The sequence below is a fragment of the Spirillospora sp. CA-128828 genome (assembly GCF_050945415.1).
In the GTDB taxonomy this organism is placed as follows: domain Bacteria; phylum Actinomycetota; class Actinomycetes; order Streptosporangiales; family Streptosporangiaceae; genus Spirillospora.
In genome coordinates, this window is the sequence record NZ_CP191986.1 from 6,628,538 (window position 1) to 6,650,428 (window position 21,891).

Here is a 21,891-nt window from a genome sequence, read left to right on the forward strand (position 1 = left end):
CACCCGTCAGGACGAGGGCGGTTCTTCCACGTAAGAGGCGATGCCCCGGACAAGGAGGTCGAGCCCGAACTCGAACCGTCCGTCGCCGCCCTCGGCGGTGAGTTCGTCCACCATCCCGACGAGGTTGGGGTAGCGGTCGGGCGGCAAGGCGGCGAAGTAGTCCCGGATCTGCTTGACGTACTCCTGGAAGTACGCCCAGAGGTCCTCGCCGGGGGACACCTTCGTGAAGTAGACCGTGTCCTCAATCGCGCCGGCGTCGAGGAACATGCCGAGGGTGTCGACGGCGATGCCCGCGACCGGCTTCGGCACGCCGCCGGCCCGCATGAGTGCGAGCTGTGCCTCGGCGACGTCCAGCAGGTGGGGACCCGTCGGGATGTGTCCCATGGACACCATGGCGATGTCGCGGTGCGAGGTGTAGACGCGGCGTACCTCACGCGCCAGTTCCTTCAGCTGCTCCTGCCAGCGCTCAGGGTCGGGGACGGGAATCCTGACCTCGGCGGCGATCCGGTCGAGCATCAGCTCACGCAGCTCCTCTTTGCCCGAGACGTGGGCATAGAGCGACGCCGGGCCGGTCCCGAGCTCCTGCGCGACACGGCGCATGGTGACCGCCTCCAGCCCCTCGGCGTCCAGGACGCGGATCCCCGTGTCAACGACGAGCTCCTGGGTGAGCGGCCGCTTCGGCGGGGCGGACTTGCGCGGCTTGCGTCCGGGCGGTGTCGGCATCTCCGGTGCCGGCGTCTTCTCCGGCGGCGGGCCGTCCGGGCGTGCGGTGGCCATGGCGCGACCTCCCAATCTCGCGATACATCTTGACTATCGCGAATCGCGATATATCTTCTCTACCAGAGAGAGAAATTTGGTCGTAACGCGAACATCGTACTTGACACGAACAACGTTCGGTCGTAGAACAGTGTTCGTTGCGAACGAACAGCGTTCCCCCCTTCGGAGATGACCATGACCGACACACTGACGTCCCCCGCGCGGGGCACCGCGGAGGCCGGCTACCGCTGGCGCTGGGTCGCCCTGTTCGTGATCCTCGCCGGCGAGATCATGGACATGCTGGACGCGCTGATCACCAACATCGCGGCCCCCACGATCCGCGCCGAGCTCGGCGGCTCGGCCGCCACCATCCAGTGGCTCGCCGCCGGCTACACCCTCGCCATGGCCGTCGGCCTCATCACCGGCGGACGCCTCGGCGACCTCTACGGACGCAAGCGGATGTTCCTCATCGGCGCCGCCGGCTTCACGCTCGGCTCGCTGCTGTGCGGCGTCGCCGTCTCCCCGGGGATGCTCATCGGCGCCCGCGGCATGCAGGGGCTGTTCGGCGCGCTGATGCTCCCGCAGGGCATCGGGATGATCAAGCAGATGTTCTCGGCGAAGGAGATGGGCGCCGCGTTCGCCATGTTCGGGCCGGTGATGGGTCTGTCGTCGGTCGGCGGCCCGGTGCTGGCCGGCTGGCTGATCGACGCCGACCTCTTCGGCACCGGATGGCGGATGATCTTCCTGATCAACCTGCCGCTCGGGGCCGCCGCCCTGGTGGCCGGGATGAAGTACCTGCCCGCCGGACGCGCCCAGCACGCGTCCAGGCTCGACCTGGTCGGCGCGGCCCTGGCCTCCCTCGGCGCCGGCCTGCTGATCTACCCGCTCGTCCAGGGCCGCGAGCACGACTGGCCCGCCTGGACGTTCGCCATGATGGCCGCGTCCCTCGTCGTCTGGGGCGTCTTCACCTGGTACGAGGCCCGCAAGCAGCGCACCGGCGGCGACCCGCTGATCGTCCCGAGCCTGTTCCGCAAGCGCGGCTTCACCGGCGGCCTCGTCGTCGGCCTGGTGTTCTTCTCCGGCGTCGCGGGCCTCGGACTGGTGCTGTCGCTGTTCTTCCAGCTGGGGCTCGGCTACTCCCCGCTGAAGGCGGGACTCGCGCAGATCCCCTGGTCGGTCGGCATCATCATCGGGTTCGGCGTGATGCAGGCCGTGCAGCGCTTCGGCCGCACGGTGATCCACGCGGGCGCCCTCATCATGGCCGCCGGCATCGCCGGGCTCTACGCCACGCTCCAGTACACGGGGATCGACGTCACGCCCTGGCAGCTCGTCCCCGCCCTGACGGTGACCGGCCTCGGCATGGGCCTGCTGATGGGGCCGTTCTTCGACACCGTGCTGGCGGGCGTCGAGCCGGAGGAGACCGGCTCGGCGGGCGGCACGCTCACCGCCGTCCAGCAGCTCGGCAGCGCGCTCGGCGCGGCGGTCCTCGGGACGATCTTCTTCGGCCTGCTGGGCGGGCATGTCGCCGGCGCGGCCGACGACGGCGCCGCCGGGCTGCGCCGGGACCTCGCCGCCGCGTCCGTCACGGCGGTGCGGCAAGACCGCATCGTCGACGGCCTGCGCGACTGCGGCCACGACCGCGCCACCGCCAAGGACGCCGCCGCCGTGCCCGCGTCCTGCCGCCGGCTCCAGGACGACGTCAAGGCCGCCGTCGCCGCCGCGCCCCAGTCGGCGCCCGCCGTCCAGAAGGCGGTCGCACAGGCCGGCGAGCACTCGGCCAAGGTCGGGTTCGGCGACGCCATGAAGATCACGCTATGGGTCGAGGTGGGGCTGCTCGGCCTGACCTTCCTGGTGACGTTCCTGCTGCCGATGCACGCGCGCCCCGAGGAGGAGGCGGCGGAAGCCGCCTGACGGGACGCGGAAGGCCCGCGGCGAGGTGCTCCCCCGCCGCGGGCCTTCCGCCGTGTCACACCTTGCTCAGCACCTCCGCGGCCAGCAGCTCCAGGTGCTCCAGATCATGCATGTCGAGAACCTGCAGGTAGATCCGCTCCGCACCCAGCTCGGCGAACCGGCCGATCTTGTCGACAAGCTCGCCCGGCGTGCCGGCCAGGCCGTTCTCGCGCAGCTCCGGGACCTGCCGCCCGATGGCGTCGGCGCGGCGCCGCAGCTCGGCCTCGTCCCGGCCGCAGCAGACGACCTGGGCGGCGGAGCAGACGAGCGGCTTCGTCCGGCCGGCCTCCGAGCACGCGGCGCGGACCCGGTCGAACGCGGCGCCCGTGTCCTCGACCTGGTGGAACGGGACGTTGTACTCGTCGGCGTAGCGGGCGGCGAGACGCGGCGTCCGCTTCGCGCCGACCCCGCCGATGATGATCGGCGGGCCGCCCGCCTGGGCGGGCTTGGGCAGCGCGGGCGACTCGTTCAGGGTGTAGTGCTCGCCGCTGAACGCGTAGGTCCCGCCGGACGGCGTCCCCCACAGCCCGGTGAGGATCTCGAGCTGCTCCTCCAGCCGGGCGAAACGCTCGCCGAGGCTCGGGAACGGGATGCCGTAGGCGGTGTGCTCCTCCTCGAACCAGCCCGTCCCGAGGCCGAGGTCGACGCGTCCCCCGCTCATCTGGTCGACCTGCGCGACGGAGATCGCGAGCGGTCCCGGCTGCCGGAACGTCGCGGCCGTCACCAGCGTGCCGAGCCTGATCCGGCTGGTCTCCCTGGCCAGCGCGCCAAGGGTGATCCAGGAGTCGGTCGGGCCCGGCTCGCCCGTCACCTCGCCCATCTTGACGAAGTGGTCCGAGCGGAAGAACGCGTCGAAGCCGAGGTCCTCGGTCGCCTTGGCCACGGCCAGCTGTGTCTCGTAGCTCGCCCCCTGCTGGGGCTCAGTGAAGATCCGAAGTCGCATGCCCCCATCCTCGTACGGAACCGGCGGCGGTCACGCCACGGGCCGGCTCCGCTGGGTCGCCCGCGGCCGCGGACCCGCGCCCCCGGCACGCTTGGTGATCTTCGTGCGGACCGTCGCGCCGTTGTTCCCCTCGTTCGGGTCGAGGGTCCCGGAGACCGCCATCCACCACGTCTCCACCACCGTCCCCGCCCGGACGTCCCCGCGCGGCACCGCCCTCAGGTGCAGCGTCCGCGACTCGCCCTTCCGGAGCGGACCGACCGAGCACACGTAGCCGCGTCCTCGCGGGATGCACGTGGCATCGCGCCCGATGATCTTGATCGGCCCCTTCGACTCGACGGTCACGTTCTCGGCGTCGGACGGGCCGAGGTTGCGGACCTTCATCACGTAGAGGATCTTCGTCCCGGCCCGCGCCGTCGACGGCGCCGCCTTGGACAGGACGAGGTCGGCGGCCCTGGCGACCCGCACGGCCGGGAACCCCCAGGTGATGAGCGCCCCGCCCCACGTCACCGCCCCCCGCACGCGGATCTTCTGCCCGGGCCGCGCGCGCCTGACCACCTTCGCCCTGATCGCGCCGGTGACCGTCCGGCCCCTCCGGACCGTGCCGAGGTCGCACTCGACCGTCCGTCCCTTGGACGCGCAGCCCTTCACACCGGAGGCGAACGCCAGCGACGCGGGCAGCGTCGTCCTGAACATCGCCTTGCCCGACCACTTCGGCCCCTTGGCCGTCATCCTGAACGTCCACTCGTACGTCCGTCCCGGGATCACTTTCCTCCCCGGGCTGCGGGTTTGCAGCGTCACGGCCGCGGCCTTCTTGCTGAGCTTCCTGGGCTTGGGCTTGGCGTGCGTCCTGGGCCGGGGCGGCGGCTTGGACGCAGCGTCGTGGTGGCCGTCGGGCGCGGCGGGGCCGGGACCTGCGGCGTACGCCCCGGCCGCAATCGGCACGGCCCCCAGCAGTGCTGCTGCGGTCAGCGGCACCAGGCCGCGCCCCTTCCATGTGCGGATCACTATCAACCCCCGTGGCCTGCGTTTCCTGCGAACAACGTCCGTTGTAGCGAGTGCCGGGCCGACCACCTAACGTTACGTCGGCGTGTCGCTACGGACGGTAATCCTTGACCCGCGCGGCGATTACGGACGGCGATCCTGTGAAATAGGCTGCGTCGCTAACGACAAAGCCTGTTAAATCGGCGGGAACCTGGCTCCCAACCCATGGAGTGGACATGGCTGTCTTCGGTGTCGACTACGCGTGGGGACGCCCCGGTGCCTCCGCGCTGAAACGCGCCGGGGCGAAGTTCGCGTGCCGCTACCTGTCGCACGACACCACCGGCAAGAACCTCACCCGCGCCGAAGCCGACGACCTGTCCGACGCGGGCATCTGGCTGGTGGTCGTCTGGGAGTCGGGCGCGCAGCGCCCGCTGGCCGGACGGTCCGCCGGCGTGGCGGACGCCAGGGCGGCGGCCGCGCAGGCCGAGGCGTGCGGCATGCCGGACGACCGGCCCATCTACTTCGCCGCCGACTGGGACGCCTCCGCCGGCCAGCAGGACGAGATCAACGCCTACCTGGACGGCGCGGCGAGCGTCATCGGCCGCGACCGCGTCGGGCTCTACGCCGGCTACGGGCCGGTCAAGCGGGCCTTCGACGCCAAGAAGATCACTTACGGCTGGCAGACCTACGCCTGGTCGGGCGGCAGCTGGGACGCCCGGGCGCAGCTCCAGCAGTACTCCAACGACCACACCATCAACGGCGTCGGCGTCGACTACGACCGCGGCGTCAAAAGCGACTACGGGCAGTGGCGCGTCGGCGCCTCGCCCGAGGGAGACGACATGCCCGACTACGTGTCCGTCGGCACCGGCGACGGGAAGCAGCAGCTCGCCCCCGGGAAATGGACGAACGTCACCTGGAACGAGGAGTACTCCGACAAGGATCACCAGCACAACGACCCGGGCGGCCCGAGCCTGCTGACCGGATCCGCCCGGTACAGCCTGTCGGTCGGCGCGACCGTCAGCGGCGTCCCCGCCGGAACGCTCATCCAGGCCCGCGTGGTCGAGGTGGACATCGAGGACACGAGCAAATATCAGGTCGGCCCCGTCCAGGACTTCCCCTCCTCCGGCGACACGACCAACCTCGTCTACGGCCTCGCCGCCGACACCGTCGAGTCGGGCAAGCGGGTGCGCTTCCAGCTGCTCCAGCACGGAGCCGCCGCCGCCACCCTCACCAAGGCCAGCGCCAAGGTCTTCTTCTGGCGGTAGGCGCTAGAACTCGTCGTTGATGTAGGGGGCCAGCGGGACGGCCAGAGCCGCGGCCAGCCGGGCGGCGGCGCCGGGCGTGTGCTCGGTGACGGCGCCGATCCGGGCCAGCGTCACCGGGCTCTGGCCACCGAGGTAGACGGCGGCGAGGTCCGCGGCGGTCAGGCTCAGGTCGGGCTGCTCGGTCGTCGGGTCACAGGACGCGGTGGCGCCGGTGGTGAGGCGCCAGCGGCCGTCGTTGCCCGCGATGCGCGCATCGCCGACCTGCAGGACGAAGGTGTCGCCGGTGGCCCAGGAACGGGCGCGGAGGGCGGCCGGCACGTCGATCAGCCGGAGCCAGAGCACGCCGGTGTCCTTCGTGACGGCGACCCGGTCCGGGTCGGCGGCCATGTGCGGGAGCAGGTCGTCAACCGCGCGGTTCTGCGCCACGATGCGGGACGACAGGTCGATGGAGGCCAGGAACCGCCAGAGTGCGGCCTCGGCCGGCGGGGTGTCGGCGACGAGGTCCGCGACCCTGATCGTCCTCTCGTGCGCCCGGTAGACGGCGTAGCCGGCGGGGTGGACGACGACGCGCGGCGCGCTGTAGCCGGGCGCCTCCCGGTCCGTCTCGCTCAGGATCCCGCGGGTCCACCATTCGGTGTCGCGGACCAGGCCGCCCGGGCGCGCCGACAGCGCGCGGCGGTGGATCGGGTCGAGCAGCTCGGGCGCGGACGCGGCGTCGACCAGCCGCAGCGGCCGGTCGTCCAGGGGCGTGCGGAGCTCCAGCGGACGGGACGTGTCCACTTCCATGACGATCGCGCGCGTGGCCAGCCCGAAACCGTAGCGGCCGTAGATGACGCCTTCGGACGCCCACAGGGCGGCCACCGGACGGCCCGCCGCGATGGCGTCGGCGTCCATCCGGTCCATCATGGCCGTCAGGATCCCTTGGCGGCGGTGAGTCGGCAGGACGCCGACGAACGTGACCGCGGAGCAGTCGAGCAGCGCACCCGGGACCGCGAGCCGCATCGGCAGGGAGGCGAGCTGGCCGACCAGGGTGCCGCCGTCGTAGGCGCCGACGCGCTCGGCACGGCGGAGCAGCCAGCCGTCCCGCTCGTGGTCGCCCTCCTCGATGCGGGTGTGGAAGACCGTTCCGGCCAGGTCGAACATGCGCCCGATCTCGGCCTCGGGGATGTCCCTGATCTCGGTCACACGACCACGCTATGCCCCCGGCGCAACCGGTTTTCCCAGGTGGGGTCAGCCGCGCACCAGGGTCGCGAGGCACTCCACGTGCTGGGTCATGGGGAACGCGTCGAAGGCGCGGAGGGTCTCCAGCGTCCAGCCGCGCTCGCCGAAGTAGGCCAGGTCGCGGGCCAGGGTCGCGGGATCGCACGACACGTAGGCGATCTTGCGGCCGGCCAGCCGGGTGATGTGCTCGACGACCTCGCGGCCCGCGCCGGTGCGGGGCGGGTCGAGGACGACGAGGTCGGCGCGCCGGACGCGGGAGCCGCCCTGATGGCCGGTGCCGCGCTTGTTCTGCGTGCGGGACGAACTGGTCGCGCGCCCGAACTCCAGATCGGCGACGACCTCCTCCACGGGACCGCGCTCGATGGAGACGTTCGGCAGGCCGCGCAGGTTGTGCCGGGCGTCCCGGACCGCCTGCCCGTCGGACTCGATGCCGACGACCAGGCCCTCCGGCCCGATCCGGTCGGCGAGGACGCCGGCGAAAAGCCCGACGCCGCAGTACAGGTCGAGGGCGATGTCGCCCGGCTTCGGTTCGAGGGCGTCGAGCACGGCGTCGGCGAGCAGCTGCGCCGCGCCCGGGTGCACCTGCCAGAAGCCGCTGCCGCTGATCTGGAACAGCCGCCCGGAGACCTCCTCGCGGACGTACGGGAGCCCGGCGCCCGGCTCCGGCTTGCCCCGGACGAGCCGGACCGGCACGTCCAGCCGGGGCACCCGGATCTTGCGGCGGTCGCGCCCGCGCAGCACGACCAGGCGGTCACCGGTGGTGGCGGAGACGATGCCCTCCACGCCGGTCGCGCCCGGCCAGCGCTTGCGCTCGATGCCCATCAGCTCGACGCCCGGGTGGGCGATCAGGCATTCGTCGATGGGCTCGATGTCGTGGGAGCGGTGCCTGCGCAGGCCGACGGCGCCGGACGAGACGGCGAACTGGACGCGGGTGCGCCAGCCGAGCCCGGGCGGCGGGACCACCTCGGCGTCCACCGGGTACGGGACCTCCTCGACGGTCACCGTGCGGGTGATCCCGGCGAGCCGCTGGAGCTGCTCCTCGACCACGGCGGCCTTGAGCGCCCGCTGCGCGGGCAGGGAGGCGTGCTGCCAGTCGCAGCCGCCGCAGCGGCCGGGACCCGCGAACGGGCAGGGCGGCTCGACGCGGTCCGGGGACGCCTCGATGATCTCCACGGCGTCGGCGCGGAGGAAGTTCTTGGTGCGGTCGGTGACGCGGGCCCTCACCCGTTCGCCGGGCAGGGCGTGCCGGACGAAGACCACGCGGCCCTCGTGCCGGGCGACGCAGAAACCGCCGTTGGCGACGTTGCCGACCTCCAGGTCGAGGACGTCGGGTTCGAGTTCAGTCACGGTCCGAAACACTACCGGCACCGGGGCGTGTCCCGGCCCGCGGCGGGCGCCGGGACGCGCCCGGGCCGGGCGGCTCGACCCGTCCCTTGAGCCGGTCGGAGGAATGCAGCTGCCACGCGACGCTCGTCACCATGACGCCCGGCTGGAACAGCAGCCGGCCCTTCAGCCGCAGGGCGCTCTGGTTGTGCAGCAGCTGCTCCCACCAGTGGCCGACGACGTACTCGGGGATGAACACGGTCACGACGTCGCGCGGGCTCTTGCGGCGGACGCTCTTGACGTAGGACAGGACCGGGCGGGTGATCTCCCGGTACGGGGAGTCGAGGATCTTCAGCGGGACCGGGATGTCGAGGGCGTCCCACTCGTCCTGGAGCCGCTGGGACTCCTCGGCGTCCACCGCCACGGTCACCGCCTCCAGCGTGGACGGGCGGGTGGCGCGGGCGTAGGCGAGGGCCCGCAGCGTCGGTTTGTGGATCTTGGAGACCAGCACGATGCCGTGGTTGCGGGCGGGCAGCGCGACGTCCTCGCCGGAGGGCACCAGCTCCGCGGCGATCCGGTCGTAGTGCCGCCTGATCGCCTTCATCAGCAGGAACAGCACCGGCATCGCGATGCAGACGATGTAGGCGCCGAGCGCGAACTTCGTGATCAGGACGACGACGAGGACGATGCCGGTGAGGGTGGCGCCGAACGCGTTGATCCCCCGCGAGGTCATCATCCGGCGCCGCTGCGCCGGGTCGGTCTCGGTGGCCAGCAGCCGGTTCCAGTGCCGGACCATGCCGACCTGGCTGACGGTGAACGACACGAAGACGCCGACGGTGTAGAGCGGGATCAGCCGGCTGACGGACGCGTCGTAGGCGTAGATCAGCAGCCCCGCCATGGTGGCGAGGATGATGATGCCGTTGCTGAAGGCGAGGCGGTCGCCGCGGGTGTGCAACTGGCGCGGGAGGTAGCGGTTCTGCGCGAGCACCGAGCCGAGCACCGGGAATCCGTTGAAGGCGGTGTTGGCGGCGAGGAACAGGATCAGCGCGGTCATCGCGGTGACCAGCGCGAAGCCGAGGCCGAAGTTGCTGAACACGGTGTGCGCCACCTGCGCGATCACCGGGTCGGCGTCGGTCACGGTCTTTCCGGTGGCCGGGTCGATCAGCCGGGTGCCCTGGTCGGGCTCGGCGAACTTGGCGTCGGTGATGTGGGCGAACGCGGTCACGCCGCCGAACATCGTCATGGCGACCAGGCCGAGCATCAGCAGGGTGCGGGCGGCGTTCTCGCCCTTGGGCTTGCGGAACGCGGGCACCCCGTTGCTGATCGCCTCGACTCCTGTCAGCGCGGCACAGCCGGAGGAGAACGCCCGCAGCAGCAGGAACACGAGCGCGAAGCCGCCGACCCCCATCTCGTCGCCGCGGATCTCGTAGTTCGCCGTCTCGGCCTGCAGGTCGGTGCCCGCGACCAGCCGGACCAGGCCCCACGCCAGCATGCTGATGACCGCGAACATGAACAGGTAGGTGGGGATCGCGAAGGCGATCCCGGCCTCCTTGAGACCGCGCAGGTTACCGATCGTGAGCAGCACGACGATGATGATCGCGACGGCGACCTCGTGCGGTTGCAGGAACTTCAGCAGCGCGCCGAGGTTCTCCACGCCGGACGAGACCGACACCGCGACGGTGAGGACGTAGTCGACGAGCAGCGCGCTCGCGACGACGACGCCCCAGTTGCTTCCGAGGTTGGTGGTGGCGACCTCGAAGTCGCCGCCGCCGCTCTGGTAGGCCCGGACGTTCTGCCGGTACGAGGCGACCACGGTGAGCAGGATCACCACCACGGCCGCGGCGACCCAGGGTGTGTAGTGGTACATCACCAGGCCGCCCGCGCCGAGCGCGAGGAGGATCTCCTGCGGGGCGTAGGCGACCGACGACAGCGCGTCACTCGCGAAGACCGGGAGCGCGATGCGTTTCTTCAGCAACTGCTCGTGCTGCTGGGAACTGCTCAGCGCGCGGCCGAGGAGCAGCCGCTTCGCGAGGTCCGGAACCTTTGACACGCAACGAGACTCTAGCCGCTGCGGACGACGCCCCTGACGACCGCCCGCCGCCCTGCCGGCGGCGGCATGCTCCCCTCTCGCCACCCCTCACGACCACCTGGTTGGGTAGTACTCGCCTGGGGGGATGTGTAGGTTTGCAGCCCGGCAGGGATCATTCACAGGAAACGGTCCTCGGGTGCGGCACGGTGTCGGCGGCGAACGCCGTGCACGGCGCGGGGGTACAGGGGGAGCCTCCCCCTGGACGGAAGAAGGAACGGCCGTGCATATCGTGATCATGGGATGCGGGCGGGTCGGGTCGACGCTCGCCCACATCCTGGAGGACAAGGGCCATTCGGTCGCCATCATCGACCAGAGCCCGGAGGCGTTCCGCCGGCTGCGCAGCGGGTTCAAGGGCCGCCGCATCACCGGGTTCGGGTTCGACCGCGATGTGATCGCCGAGGCGGGCATCGAGCGCGCGTCGGCGTTCGTGGCCGTCAGCAGCGGCGACAACTCCAACATCATCTCCGCCCGGGTGGCGCGGGAGACGTTCGGCGTCGACAACGTGGTGGCCCGGATCTACGACCCGCGCCGGGCGGAGGTCTACCAGCGGCTCGGCATCCCCACGGTCGCGACCGTCCGGTGGACGGCCGACCAGATCATGCGCCGGCTGCTTCCCGAGGGCGCCGAACCGCTGTGGCGCGACCCCACCGGAGCGGTCGTCCTCGCCGAGCTGGACTCCGGCCACCTGTGGGTGGGCGAGAAGGTCGAGGCGCTGGAGGAGCACGCGAGGACGCGGGTGGCGTTCCTGTCCCGGATGGGCGAGGCGCTCGTCCCCGAGCGGGACACGGTGATCCAGGACGGCGACATCGTGCACATCATGGCGGGCGCCGACGATCTGGAGCGCGTCAACGCCGCGGTCGCGGCGCGGAACGGGGAGGACGCCTGATGCGGGTCGCGATCGCCGGGGCGGGCGCGGTGGGCCGCTCCATCGCCCAGGAGCTGCTGGAGAACGGGCATGAGGTGCTCCTGATCGACAAGGACCCCAAGGCCATCAAGGTCGAGATGGTGCCGCGCGCGGAGTGGCTGCTGGCCGACGCGTGCGAGATCTCCGCCCTGGACGACGCGGCGCTGGAGCGCTGCCAGGTGGTCGTCGCCTCGTCCGGGGACGACAAGGTCAACCTGGTGGTGTCGCTGCTGGCCAAGACCGAGTACGGGGTGCCGCGGGTGGTGGCGCGGATCAACCATCCGAACAACGAATGGCTGTTCAACGAGTCGTGGGGCGTGGACGTGGCCGTGTCCACGCCGCGGCTGCTGTCGGCGCTCGTGGAGGAGGCCGTCAGCGTCGGCGACCTCGTCCGGCTGATGACGTTCCGGCAGGGCGAGGCGAACCTGGTGGAGCTGACGCTGCCGGAGGACGCGCCGCTCGGCGGCGAGCGGGTCGGATCGGTGGACTGGCCGCGCGACACCGCGCTGGTGGCGATCCTGCGCGAGGGCCGGGTGCTGGTCCCCTCGTCCGACGACACGCTGGAGGCGGGCGACGAGCTGATGTTCGTCGCCAGCCAGGACGTGGAGGACGAGCTCGCCGAGCTCCTCGGCGGCAACTGACCGCCGGCGCCGCGAACCCGCCCGGCCGTCCGGTCAGGCGGGTTCTTCGCGTTTGATGGGGGTGCGGCCGCGGGCGAGCAGCCAGACCATCGCGGCCAGCGCCGCGACCTGCAGCGGCCAGCCCATCACGATCTTGGCGGGGCCGAGCAGCCCGCTCTGGTCGCCGTCCGCGAGGTAGATCGGGTACTGCACGGCGACGCGCACGACGCAGGGCAGCACCAGCAGCCAGGTGAGCCGGGAGCAGAGCCGCACGATCCCGGGGTCGGCGCGCCACGCGGTCGGGTCGCCGGTGACCGAGCCGATGATGAAGCCGACGACCGGCCAGCGGACCACGATCGAGAAGATCATCGCGGCGGCGTAGCCGGCGTTGAGCATGATGCCGGGCAGGAAGGCGTTCTCGGCCTTGCCCGAGCGCAGCGCGAAGAACGCGGCGATCGCGATGCCGATGAGGCTGTTCAGGACGAACTGGGGGCTGGAGCGCTGCGCGAGCCGGACGATCAGCAGCAGCACCGCCGCGCCGACCCCGGCGGCGACGGCGATCTTGACGTCCTTCACGGCGACGTAGGCGCCGGTGAAGGCGATCGTGGGCACGGCGGCCTCGGCCATGCCGCGGACGCCGCCGAGCGCCTTGTTGAGCTGGGCGCGGACGGCCGCCTCCACCGTGTCGTGCGCCGTGCTCTCCGGCTCGGCGCCCGCTTTCACTTCGCTCACGTCGCTCTCCCGGCGGGTCGCCGCGGCCTCATGAACCGCCGCGCAGCTCGTATCGCGGATTGAACATGACCTTGCGTCCGTCCTGCTCGCTCACCAGTCCCTCGGCGCGCAGCCGGCGCCCGGGGTCGATGCCGGCGATCTTGCGGCGGCCGAGCCAGACCAGGTTGATCACGTCGGTGCCGTCGTAGAGCTCGGCCTCCAGCGCGGGGGCGCCGCCCCGGGGACGAAGGGTCACGGTACGTAGCGTACCCGCCACGCAGTGCCGCTTGCGCGCGGCGCAGTCGGTGATCGGCGTCGCGCCCTCGTCATCGGTGGTCTTCTGCAGCTCCTCGGCCTCGAGCTCGGCCGTGCTGGACGCCATGCGCCGCAGGAAGCGCCGCAGCCCGCCCTTGCCGCGCCGGCGCTCGGCGGGGCCCGCCCCAGGTGGCGTACTGGCCGAAACCTCGTCCATACCTCGAAGCGTATGGCATCCCCGGACGAACCGGACCCCTTGCCCCGCCGATGAAAATCGAGGCGGGTCCAACTGTGGAATGAAGCGTTCCGTTCTGCTATTCTCGGAACAGAACATTCCGCTCCGAACGAAAGGAAGAGCCGTGACCGCCACCTTCGAAACGCCGTCGACTCCGGCCGAGGCCGCCCCGGAGACGCGCCCGGGCAACACGGCCGCGCAGCACCCCCGCCGCTGGCTCGGCCTGTCGGCGATCCTGGCCGCCACGCTGCTGAACCTGCTCGACTCCACCGTGGTGAACGTGGCCGCCCCCGCGATCCGCGCGGACCTCGGCGGGTCCTTCTCCGCGCTGCAGTGGACGGCGGCCGGCTACACGCTCGCCCTCGCCGTCGCGCTGCTGACCGGCGGGCGGCTCGGCGACATGTTCGGCCGGCGGCCCGTCCTGCTAGCGGGCGCGGCCGGGTTCACCGCCATGTCGGTGGCCTGCGCGCTCGCCTGGTCGCCGGAGAGCCTGATCACCGCCCGGGTGGCGCAGGGGCTGTTCGCCGCCGTGATGATCCCGCAGGGCTTCGGGCTGATCCGGGACCTGTTCGGCGCGGACACCGGCAAGGCGTTCGCGCTGTTCGGGCCGGTGATCGGGCTGGCCACGATCCTCGGCCCGGTGGTCGCGGGCCTGCTGATCGACGCGGACGTGTTCGGCACCGGCTGGCGCGCGATCTTCCTGGTGAACCTGCCGGTCGGCGCGTACGCGCTGGTCATGGGAGCCCGGGTGCTGCCCGCACCGGTCACCGCGGACCGCTCCGGCGGACTGGACGTCACCGGGATGCTGCTCGGCGGCCTCGGCATGAGCATGCTGGTCTACCCGCTCGTCCAGGGCCGCGAGCTCGGCTGGCCCGCGTGGGCCCTGGCGCTGCTCGCCGGCTCGGTGCCCGTCCTGGCCCTGTTCGCGCTGCACCAGTTCCGCCGCACCCGCGACGGCCGGACGCCGCTGGTCCGGCTGAGCGTGTTCGCGAACCGCTCGTACGGCTCCGGCGTCGTGTTCGTCCTCGTCTTCTTCGGCACGATCACCGGCTTCTCCCCTCGCCACCGGCCTGTTCCTGCAGCTCGGCCTCGGGTACACGCCGCTCGCCGCGAGCCTGGCGATGTCGTCCTGGGCGATCGGCGCGTTCGCGGGGTCGGCCTTCAGCGGCATGACGATGACCACCCTGGGCCGGAAGATCCTGCACCTCGGCCTGGCGCTGATGGCCGCCGGGCTGGTCGCGCTCTACGCGGTGTTCGAGGCGGCCGGGACGGGCGTCGGCGGCTGGCACCTGGCCGCGCCGCTGCTGCTGTTCGGCGCCGGAATGGGCATGATCTTCGTCCCGCTTTTCGACATCATCGTCGCGGGCATCGCCGACCACGAGGTCGGGTCCGGCTCGGCCGCGCTGGAGTCGGTCCAGCAGCTCGGCGCGTCCCTCGGCATCGCGATCCTCGGCACGGTCTTCTTCGGCGCGATCGGCACCCCGGTGGCCGGGCACTTCGCCGCGGCGGCCGCGCTGGACGCCGCGAAGCAGGTGACCGCCCTGACCGTCGGCCTCACCGCCGCCGCGTTCCTCGTCGCCTTCCTTCTCCCCCGCCACGCCCGCGCGCACTGACCCGCGGCGCCCGGCTCGCCGTCCGGCCAGGACGGCGAGTCCGGCGTTTCACGGGCCGATGAGTTCCGCCCGGCCGGCGGGTCTCCACCACAGGCTCCCCTACACGAAGGAGAAGGACATGAGCCGTGTGGAACTCGGGATCGGCCTCCCCACGTCCGGCCGGAACGCCTCGCCGGAGACCATCGCGCAGGTCGCGGAGGGCGCGGAGCGGATCGGGCTCGGCTCGGTCTGGACGTTCGACCGGCTGCTGCGGCCGACCGTCCCGATCGCGATGGGCGGCGCGGGCGGGCCCGTGATGGACCCGCCGGAGGCGTTCGGTACGGTCTACGACCCGCTGGAGACGCTCACCTACGTCGCCGCCCGGACGAGCCGGATCCGGCTGGGGACGAGCGTGCTGGACGCCCTGTTCCAGAACCCGGTCGTCCTCGCCCGCCGGATCGCGACGCTCGACCGGCTGAGCGGCGGACGGCTCCTGGCGGGGCTCGGCCAGGGCTGGATGTCGCAGGAGTTCGAGGCGGCCGGCGTGCCGCTGAGCCGGCGCGGCGCCGGGTTCGGCGAGCACATCCAGGCCATGCAGGCGGTGTGGGGCCCCGACCCGGTCCGCTACGAGGGCAGGTTCTACCGGATCCCGGAGAGCGAGATCGGGCCGAAGCCGGTGCGTCAGGGCGGGCCGGCGGTCCTGGTCGGCTGCGTGGCCCCGGCCGCGGTCGAGCGGGCGGCGCGGCTCGGCACCGGCCTGAGCCTGGTGATCTTCGACTGGGACATGCTGCGCGACACCATCGCCCGGTTCCGCCGCACCGCCGAGGAGGCCGGGCACGACCCGGCCGCCCTTCCGGTGGTCGTGCAGGTCAACGGCGACGTCACCGACAAGCCGCTGGACGAGCGGGCGCCGCTGACCGGATCGCCCGAGCAGGTGGCCGGCGACCTGGCGGCCCTGGACGAGCTGGACGTCCGGCATGTCCTGTGGATGAGCGACATCGAGCCCGCCGAGCGCCTGCGCCTCATGGAACGGCTGCGGGCGCTCGCCTGACAGGTGATCATGGCCGCCGCTACCGTGGCGCGGATGATCACTCCTGTGGACGGCGGCCCCTACCGGTGCGCGCTGGTGGTGCGCTACGAGGACGAGGCCGACGAGACGCTCTTGGGCGCGCTCGCCGCCGCGACGGGCCTGACCTTCGAGTACTACGGCAACGGCGGTTTCGGCGGCGAGACGCTCGCGGACGTGTACGCCGACGCGTCCGGCCGGAACCTGCTGATCGAGGTGATGGCCGACGAGGTCGGGGCGAAGGCGATGCTCGTCCGGGCCGAGTCGGCCGAGCGGGCCGTCGCGATCCGCTCGGTCGTGGGCGAGCGGTTCCGGGTCTGGACCGAGCAGATGCTGCGCGCCCAGCTGGAGACGTCGCTCACCGAGGCCCCCTGGACGCTCGTCGCGATGATGATGGCCGTGGGCGGCGCCACGCCCGACCCGGAGACGATGGATCTCCTCCAGCGCGCGCTCGACCACGGTGACGATGACGTCCGGGAGGCCGCCGAGTACGCGCGGGAGGTCGCCGGGGAACTGGTCCATCCGCCCGTGGTGATGCGGGAGGCGCCCCGGCAGAAGCCGACGGGCGTCCTCGCGCCCGAGCGGCCGGTGGAGGGCGAGGAGGACTGGGTCACGGTCCGGCCGGGGATCCCGGACCGGGCCGTACCGCGCCCGGTCGCCTGGCTGCGGCTCGCCACCGACGACGCCGAGAAACCCGCCATCTGGGCCTACACGGAGGACTGGAACATCGCCGTCATCGGCAGGGACACCGACGGCTCGGGCTGGACGGAGGCCATCTACACGACGATGAACGAGGAGACCGCCCTCCACATCGTCCAGCACCCGGCGCTCGGGACGGCCGTCCACGTCGCCGTGCACGGGACGGGCGCGGAGGCGACTGCCACCGCGCTCCGCGAGGCGCTCGACGGCGAGGCCCTGGCCGGCCCGCCGCCCGGCCTGGAACGAACGGCCCCGTGAGCGAGGTCAGGAACGGCGCAGGCGATCGGAGGCCATCGCGGTGAAGTAGCCGATCTCCGGGACGTTCATCAGGCGGGCCGTGAGCAGGTAGAGCGTGCCCCCGCCGAGCCCGCCGACGAGGAGCGCCAGCAGGCTCGGGACACGGTCGCCGGGCAGGTGGCCGAACGCCCAGACGGCCGCCGCCGCGAAGGCGAGGGCGGGCAGGGCGGCCACGTGCAGGCGGATGAGCGCGCGGAGGATGCGGCGGCCGTCCATCCCGCCGAGCCGCCTGCGCAGGACGAGCGCGGCACCGGCGGCGCCGACCGCGTAGAACAGCCCGTACGCGACCGGCAGGCCGAGCACGACCTGCCGCGCCGGGACGAACCAGAGCAGCGCGAACGCGGTGACCGCCTGCGCGATCCCGGCGGGGACGGCGATCAGGCCGGGCGTGCGGGTGTCGCCGAGGGCGTAGAGGACGCGCATCAGCAGCTGGTGGAGGGTGAACGGCAGCACCATCACGGCGAACACCATGAGGACGACGCCGATGCGGCGCGCCCCGTCCGGGGGGAGGCTGCCGTAGGCGAAGAACGTGACGGAGCCGGGGATCGCGAACACCAGCATCCCGAGCCAGAGCGGGACGAGCAGCGCGCAGGCCAGCCGGAGGCCGCGGGAGAAGTCGTCGCGGACGAGGTCGCGGCGCCCGTCCGCGACATGGGCGCTCATCCTCGGCAGCAGCGCCGTGATGACCGAGACGGCGATGATCGCGTACGGGAGCTGGAAGACGACGAGGGCGAACTTGTAGGTGGCGAGCCCGCTCCCGGCGGCGTGGGCCCGGTCGCCGGCCCGGGTCGCGACGTTGGCGGTCACCAGGACACCGGCCTGTGCGATGACGATGTAGAGCAGCATCCATGTCGCCGTCCGGGCGGCCTCGCGGAAGCCGGAGCCGCGCAGGTCGAGGCGCGGGCGCCAGCGGAACCCCGCCGACCTCAGCGTCCAGGCGAGGACGCCGCTCTGCGCGACCGTGCCGAACGCCGAGCCGAGCCCGAGGAGGGTCAGCTGCCCGTCGGTCACGGTCTTCGCGGTCTGCCCGCGCCCGGCGATCCACAGGAACAGCAGCCCGGCGCCCATCGTGATCAGGTTGTTGACGACCGGCGCCCACATCGGCGCGCCGAACCGGTGCCTGACGTTCAGCAGCGTGCTGGCGAGGCCGCTGACGCCGATGAAGAAGATCTGCACGAGCAGCAGGCGCGTGAGCAGCACCGTGACCTCACGCTGCCGTCCCGTGTACCCGCCCGCGTAGAGCGAGATCAGCAGGTCGGCCGCCAGCACGGCGACCACGGTCAGCACGGCGAGGGCGACGAGCGCCACGCCGAGCAGCCGGTTCTCGGTCGCCGCTCCCCCGTCGGCGTCCCGCATCCGGCGTTTGACCAGGAACGGGACGAAGACGCTCGCCAGCATCCCGCCGAGCAGCAGCTCGTACACCGTGTAGGGGATCATCTCGGCGGCCTGGTAGGCGTCGCCGAGCAGCGCGGTGCCGAGCGCCGCGCCGATCACCACGGTGCGCAGGAAGCCGGTCAGCCGGGCGAAGACCGTCCCGACCGCCATGACCGCGCTGGAGTGCGCCACGCCCGGCGGGGCGGCCTGCGCGGCGCCGCCGATCTCGTCGCGCTCGGACCCCGGCCGGTCGGCGGTCCCCGGGTCGCCGACGTCGCCGGGGTCGCGGACGGGGACGAGCCCGGGCTCGGGGTCGCCCGGCGGCTCCGCGCGCTCCGCCTCGTCGAAGACCCCCGGCATGAGGATCCGGCGTTTGTCGCGCTCGTCCATCGGCAGCACCCCCGGACGCGCCAGTATGCCCCGCGTCCGGGCGGCCCGCCTCGGCCGAACGGACGGTTCAGGCGGTCGCGAACCGGATGGCGGAGACGATGATGACCACCGCGGCCACCACCCCGTAGGCGGCGGAGGCGAGCGCGACGGCGCGGACGCGGCGGGCCTCCGCGAGGCCGGTGAAGGCGAGCAGCCAGGCCAGCAGCGGCAGGACGAGGATCGCGTGCATGGTCACGAAGTGCGCGGGCTTCAGGGCCGCGACCACGTGGTAGGCGGCCTGCTGGTCGCCGGACTCCACCTTCGCCACGCCGCGGGCGATCATCGCGGCGCCCGAGGCCAGCGCGAACATCAGCGCCACGAATCCGGCGCGCACCGCCAGCCGCATGCTGGGCGCGGTCTCGGGGGCCCGGCGGAACGACGCGACGGCGAGCGTGACCAGTGTGACGACGAGGATGCCGCCGCCCGCCGCGAGCATCCGGGTGACGGTCGTGTCGAAGGCCGTCTCCTCGTTGAAGTGGGACGGCACCTTCCGCCATGCCTGGACGGTGATGAGGGAGACCTCGGCGACGCAGTCGGCGGCGAACACGCCGAGGACGGCGTTCCGCGCGCGGTCGCCGAGCCGGACGAAGGTGCTCACCCACGCGATCGTGACGAGCGTCAGCCCGAACGAGAGCCCGAAGGTGACGGGCTTGCGCCAGGAGACGGGTCCGGTCCACGGGCCGCCGTCAACGGCGAACACGACCAGGTGCAGCAGGCCCGACAGCATGAGCGCGGCCCCGACCGCGTAGGCGGCGCGCTCGACGCGGCGTCCGGCCGTCCAGAACGTGCGCAGGTCGCGGACGGCGCCGGGAAACCCGCCGTGCGCGATCTCGGTCGTACCGGCCATGTCCGCCTCCGAAAATGAGTGGGTGCTCACCCAGTTTGGATGAGCACCCACCCGGAACGCAACCGGCCGGTCAACGGAGCGCGGCCTCGACGGCCGGGACCCGGATCGCGCGGCGGGTCGCGCCGTGCGCCGTCACGCCGGTCAGCACGGCGGCGAGCGCGACGACCGCGAGGTAGGTCGGCAGGTTCCCGTCCGGGACGAGCGAGTCCCGGCGGGCGAGGCCGAACGGCACGACCGTGAAGACCGCGGCCACCGTCCCGCAGATCACGCCGGTGACCGTCAGCACCGCCGACTCCACCGCGACCGCGCCGAGCACCTGGCGCGGGGTCGCGCCGGCGAGCCGGGTCTGGCCGAACTCGCGGCGCCGGTGCGCGGTCGCCGCGATCAGCGTGTTGACCAGCATGATCGCGGTGAACAGCACCACCATGCCGGTGACGACGAAGTTGAGCGTCTCGATGCTCTTCTGGTCCGCCGTCTTGGTCAGCCCGGCGGCGTCCGTCGCCGCGTTCTCGGCGGCCTGGAGGAACACCGTCCCGACGGCGATGCCGACGAACAGGATGATCGGGGTGACCGCCGAGGCCAGGGCGCCGGTCCGGTGCCGCATGGTGCTGATCGCGAGGTCCCCGGCCGTTCCGCCGAGCGCCCGCAGCGGCCGGGCCAGCAGGCGGGTCACCCGGCGCACGATGGCCGGGGCCAGCAGGGACAGGGCGATCCCGGCGAAGATGTCGGCCTGCCCGGACGTCGCCATCGCGTCGCTGCCCTTGCCGTCCATCACGGTGACGGTGGTGATCGCCTCGGCCACCGCGAGGGACAGGAACAGGACCGCGAAGACGATCCGCTTCCGGCCGAGCCGACCACGGTCGGTGGCGGCGGCCGTCATCGACTCCGCCACCCGGACGCGGGTGGCGCGGCGCGCGCTGATCAGGGCGGCCGCGACCGCCGACACCAGCGTGACGCCGGTCCCCATCGACAGCGCGACCGGACCGAAGTGGTAGCCGATCTCCGCGGGCACCTGGCCGGTGTCGTGCAGCAGCCCCAGCAGGCCCCGCCCGATCAGCATCGCCGGGACGATCCCGAGCAGCGCCGCCGCGCCGGCCAGGCCCGCCGCCTCCCCGACGATCATCCGGGCGAGCTGGCCGGGGGTCGCGCCGACGCTCTTCAGCAGCGCCGTCTCCGCCGCCCGCTGGCGGACCGACAGGGTGAGCATGGAGGTGACCGCGAAGACCACCAGCAGCAGTCCCCAGCCGCCGACCACGGTCGCCATCGTGGTGAGCGTCTCCTCGGCGGCGCCGGTCGCACCGCTCGCCGCCGCCGTGTCGAGCATCGAGGCGAACGCCATGATGATCGCCGAGCCGAGGAACATCGCGAGGAAGCTCGCCGTGAACGCGCTCGCGCGCCGGCGCAGGGAACGGATCGCCAGACCGAACATGTCACGCCCCCGCCATCGTCCGCTGACGCTCGACCTCGTCGGCCAGGTGCGTCATCCGCTCCGCGACGGCCTCGGCGGTCGGCGCCGCCTGGTGGCCGACGATCCGCCCGTCCGCCAGGTAGAGGACCGCGTTCGCGTAGGACGCGGCGACCGGGTCGTGCGTGACCATCACCACCGTCTGCCCGGACATCCGCACCGACTCCCGGAGCAGGCCCAGCACGTCCCGGGCGCTGCGGGTGTCGAGCGCGCCGGTCGGCTCGTCCGCGAACACCACCCGCGGCCCGGTGACCAGCGCCCGCGCGATCGCCACCCGCTGCTGCTGCCCGCCGGAGAGCTCGGAAGGCAGGTGGTCGAGCCGCTCCCCCAGCCCCACGCGTCCCAGGACCTCCCGCGCCCGTGCCCGGTCGACCCTGCGGCCCGCCAGTTTCAGGGGCAGCACCACGTTCTGCATGACGGTCAGCGTCGGCAGCAGGTTGAACTGCTGGAAGACGAAGCCGATCCGCTGCCGCCGGAATTTCGTCAGCGCGGCCTCCCCGCCGCCCGCCAGTTCCGCGCCGTCCACGAAGACCCGGCCGCCGGTGGGACGGTCCAGGCCCGCCGCGCACTGCAGCAGCGTGCTCTTGCCCGACCCCGACGGGCCCATCACCGCGGTGAACGACCCGGTCGGCAGCGACAGCGACACACCGTCCAGCGCGACCACCTGGTTGCCCTCGGCGCCGTACACCCTGCGCACGTTCTCAAGCCGGAGCGCCTCACCCGGCGCCTGGGGCGCCGTGCGCGGCTCCTTGCGTCCGAACATCGTCCTCACCTCCGCCCGGCGCCCCCTCGCGGGGCGCCTCGGGAACGAAATTACGGACGGCGACGGCCGCCGAGGATGGGTCCAGCACACCGATCGGGGTAGGCAA

20 protein-coding genes and 1 pseudogene are annotated in these 21,891 nt (G+C 72.6%); 8 read left to right on the forward strand and 13 right to left on the reverse strand.

Annotated features, from left to right (window positions below; translation table 11 throughout):
- Positions 1-6: 6 nt before the first annotated feature.
- Positions 7-777: a TetR/AcrR family transcriptional regulator C-terminal domain-containing protein gene (locus tag ACQPXG_RS32010; protein WP_433462860.1), complete on the reverse strand. Its 771-nt coding sequence runs from the start codon at positions 775-777 to the stop codon at positions 7-9.
- Between the two features lie 174 nt (positions 778-951).
- On the opposite strand from ACQPXG_RS32010, the gene ACQPXG_RS32015 reads away from it, so the two are divergent.
- Positions 952-2,667 carry an MFS transporter gene (locus ACQPXG_RS32015; protein ID WP_433462861.1) on the forward strand — a complete coding sequence of 572 codons (1,716 nt, stop codon included), beginning with the start codon at positions 952-954 and terminating at the stop codon, positions 2,665-2,667.
- A 55-nt stretch (positions 2,668-2,722) separates the two neighbouring features.
- Here ACQPXG_RS32015 and ACQPXG_RS32020 read toward each other — a convergent pair whose 3' ends face one another.
- Complete coding sequence (locus ACQPXG_RS32020; protein ID WP_433462862.1) at positions 2,723-3,649, reverse strand: LLM class F420-dependent oxidoreductase; 927 nt, start codon at positions 3,647-3,649, stop codon at positions 2,723-2,725.
- Positions 3,650-3,679: 30 nt separating this feature from the next.
- On the reverse strand, positions 3,680-4,654 hold the full coding sequence (locus tag ACQPXG_RS32025; RefSeq protein ID WP_433462863.1) for a DUF11 domain-containing protein: 975 nt from the start codon (positions 4,652-4,654) through the stop codon (positions 3,680-3,682).
- Positions 4,655-4,866: 212 nt separating this feature from the next.
- Between ACQPXG_RS32025 and ACQPXG_RS32030 the strand changes: the two genes are divergently transcribed.
- Positions 4,867-5,895 carry a glycoside hydrolase domain-containing protein gene (locus ACQPXG_RS32030; RefSeq protein WP_433462864.1) on the forward strand — a complete coding sequence of 343 codons (1,029 nt, stop codon included), beginning with the start codon at positions 4,867-4,869 and terminating at the stop codon, positions 5,893-5,895.
- A 3-nt stretch (positions 5,896-5,898) separates the two neighbouring features.
- Here the strand turns inward: ACQPXG_RS32030 and ACQPXG_RS32035 are convergent, their stop codons facing one another.
- Genes ACQPXG_RS32035 through ACQPXG_RS32045 form a run of 3 tightly spaced genes read right to left on the reverse strand, consistent with a single transcriptional unit; the run spans position 5,899 to position 10,489 of the window.
- A complete protein-coding gene (locus ACQPXG_RS32035) occupies positions 5,899-7,080 on the reverse strand; it encodes a GNAT family N-acetyltransferase (protein ID WP_433462865.1) in 1,182 nt (393 codons plus the stop codon).
- Between the two features lie 45 nt (positions 7,081-7,125).
- The gene (locus ACQPXG_RS32040) at positions 7,126-8,463 is read right to left on the reverse strand and encodes a class I SAM-dependent RNA methyltransferase (protein ID WP_433462866.1); all 1,338 of its coding nucleotides are present in this window, start codon (positions 8,461-8,463) and stop codon (positions 7,126-7,128) included.
- Positions 8,456-10,489 carry an APC family permease gene (locus ACQPXG_RS32045; protein ID WP_433462867.1) on the reverse strand — a complete coding sequence of 678 codons (2,034 nt, stop codon included), beginning with the start codon at positions 10,487-10,489 and terminating at the stop codon, positions 8,456-8,458. Before ACQPXG_RS32045 ends, ACQPXG_RS32040 begins: the two co-directional genes overlap by 8 nt.
- 259 nt (positions 10,490-10,748) lie before the next feature.
- Between ACQPXG_RS32045 and ACQPXG_RS32050 the strand changes: the two genes are divergently transcribed.
- Positions 10,749-11,414, forward strand: a complete 666-nt coding sequence (locus ACQPXG_RS32050) for a potassium channel family protein (protein WP_433462868.1) — start codon at positions 10,749-10,751, stop codon at positions 11,412-11,414.
- A complete protein-coding gene (locus ACQPXG_RS32055; protein ID WP_433462869.1) occupies positions 11,414-12,073 on the forward strand; it encodes a potassium channel family protein in 660 nt (219 codons plus the stop codon). Before ACQPXG_RS32050 ends, ACQPXG_RS32055 begins: the two co-directional genes overlap by 1 nt.
- 33 nt (positions 12,074-12,106) lie before the next feature.
- Here ACQPXG_RS32055 and ACQPXG_RS32060 read toward each other — a convergent pair whose 3' ends face one another.
- A complete protein-coding gene (locus tag ACQPXG_RS32060; RefSeq protein WP_433462870.1) occupies positions 12,107-12,784 on the reverse strand; it encodes a DUF3159 domain-containing protein in 678 nt (225 codons plus the stop codon).
- A 28-nt stretch (positions 12,785-12,812) separates the two neighbouring features.
- Positions 12,813-13,235, reverse strand: a complete 423-nt coding sequence (locus ACQPXG_RS32065; protein WP_433462871.1) for an OB-fold nucleic acid binding domain-containing protein — start codon at positions 13,233-13,235, stop codon at positions 12,813-12,815.
- 79 nt (positions 13,236-13,314) lie between these two features.
- On the opposite strand from ACQPXG_RS32065, the pseudogene ACQPXG_RS32070 reads away from it, so the two are divergent.
- Positions 13,315-14,112: pseudogene (locus ACQPXG_RS32070) on the forward strand (MFS transporter); the annotation flags it as partial.
- On the opposite strand, the gene ACQPXG_RS32075 reads toward ACQPXG_RS32070, so the two are convergent.
- On the reverse strand, positions 14,091-14,300 hold the full coding sequence (locus tag ACQPXG_RS32075; RefSeq protein ID WP_433470182.1) for a hypothetical protein: 210 nt from the start codon (positions 14,298-14,300) through the stop codon (positions 14,091-14,093). The pseudogene ACQPXG_RS32070 and the gene ACQPXG_RS32075 overlap by 22 nt on opposite strands.
- Positions 14,301-14,374: 74 nt before the next feature.
- On the opposite strand from ACQPXG_RS32075, the gene ACQPXG_RS32080 reads away from it, so the two are divergent.
- The 3 genes from ACQPXG_RS32080 (at position 14,375) to ACQPXG_RS32090 (ending at position 16,868) form a co-directional block, all read left to right on the forward strand.
- Positions 14,375-14,866, forward strand: a complete 492-nt coding sequence (locus ACQPXG_RS32080; RefSeq protein WP_433470183.1) for a hypothetical protein — start codon at positions 14,375-14,377, stop codon at positions 14,864-14,866.
- Positions 14,867-14,984: 118 nt separating this feature from the next.
- On the forward strand, positions 14,985-15,896 hold the full coding sequence (locus ACQPXG_RS32085) for a TIGR03619 family F420-dependent LLM class oxidoreductase (RefSeq protein ID WP_433462872.1): 912 nt from the start codon (positions 14,985-14,987) through the stop codon (positions 15,894-15,896).
- A 33-nt stretch (positions 15,897-15,929) separates the two neighbouring features.
- Entirely contained in the window at positions 15,930-16,868 is a 939-nt protein-coding gene (locus ACQPXG_RS32090) for a hypothetical protein (protein WP_433462873.1), read from the forward strand.
- A 6-nt stretch (positions 16,869-16,874) separates the two neighbouring features.
- Here ACQPXG_RS32090 and murJ read toward each other — a convergent pair whose 3' ends face one another.
- The 4 genes from murJ to ACQPXG_RS32110 all read right to left on the reverse strand — a co-directional run bounded on the left by murJ (position 16,875) and on the right by ACQPXG_RS32110 (position 21,785).
- Positions 16,875-18,671 (reverse strand): murein biosynthesis integral membrane protein MurJ, encoded by a 1,797-nt coding sequence (gene murJ / locus ACQPXG_RS32095; protein ID WP_433462874.1) that lies wholly within the window; start codon positions 18,669-18,671, stop codon positions 16,875-16,877.
- A gap of 67 nt (positions 18,672-18,738) precedes the next feature.
- The gene (locus ACQPXG_RS32100; protein WP_433462875.1) at positions 18,739-19,557 is read right to left on the reverse strand and encodes a hypothetical protein; all 819 of its coding nucleotides are present in this window, start codon (positions 19,555-19,557) and stop codon (positions 18,739-18,741) included.
- A gap of 70 nt (positions 19,558-19,627) precedes the next feature.
- Positions 19,628-20,986, reverse strand: a complete 1,359-nt coding sequence (locus tag ACQPXG_RS32105) for an FtsX-like permease family protein (RefSeq protein ID WP_433462876.1) — start codon at positions 20,984-20,986, stop codon at positions 19,628-19,630.
- A 1-nt stretch (position 20,987) separates the two neighbouring features.
- Positions 20,988-21,785, reverse strand: coding sequence for an ABC transporter ATP-binding protein (locus ACQPXG_RS32110; protein WP_433462877.1), 798 nt, complete (start codon positions 21,783-21,785; stop codon positions 20,988-20,990).
- Positions 21,786-21,891: the final 106 nt, after the last annotated feature.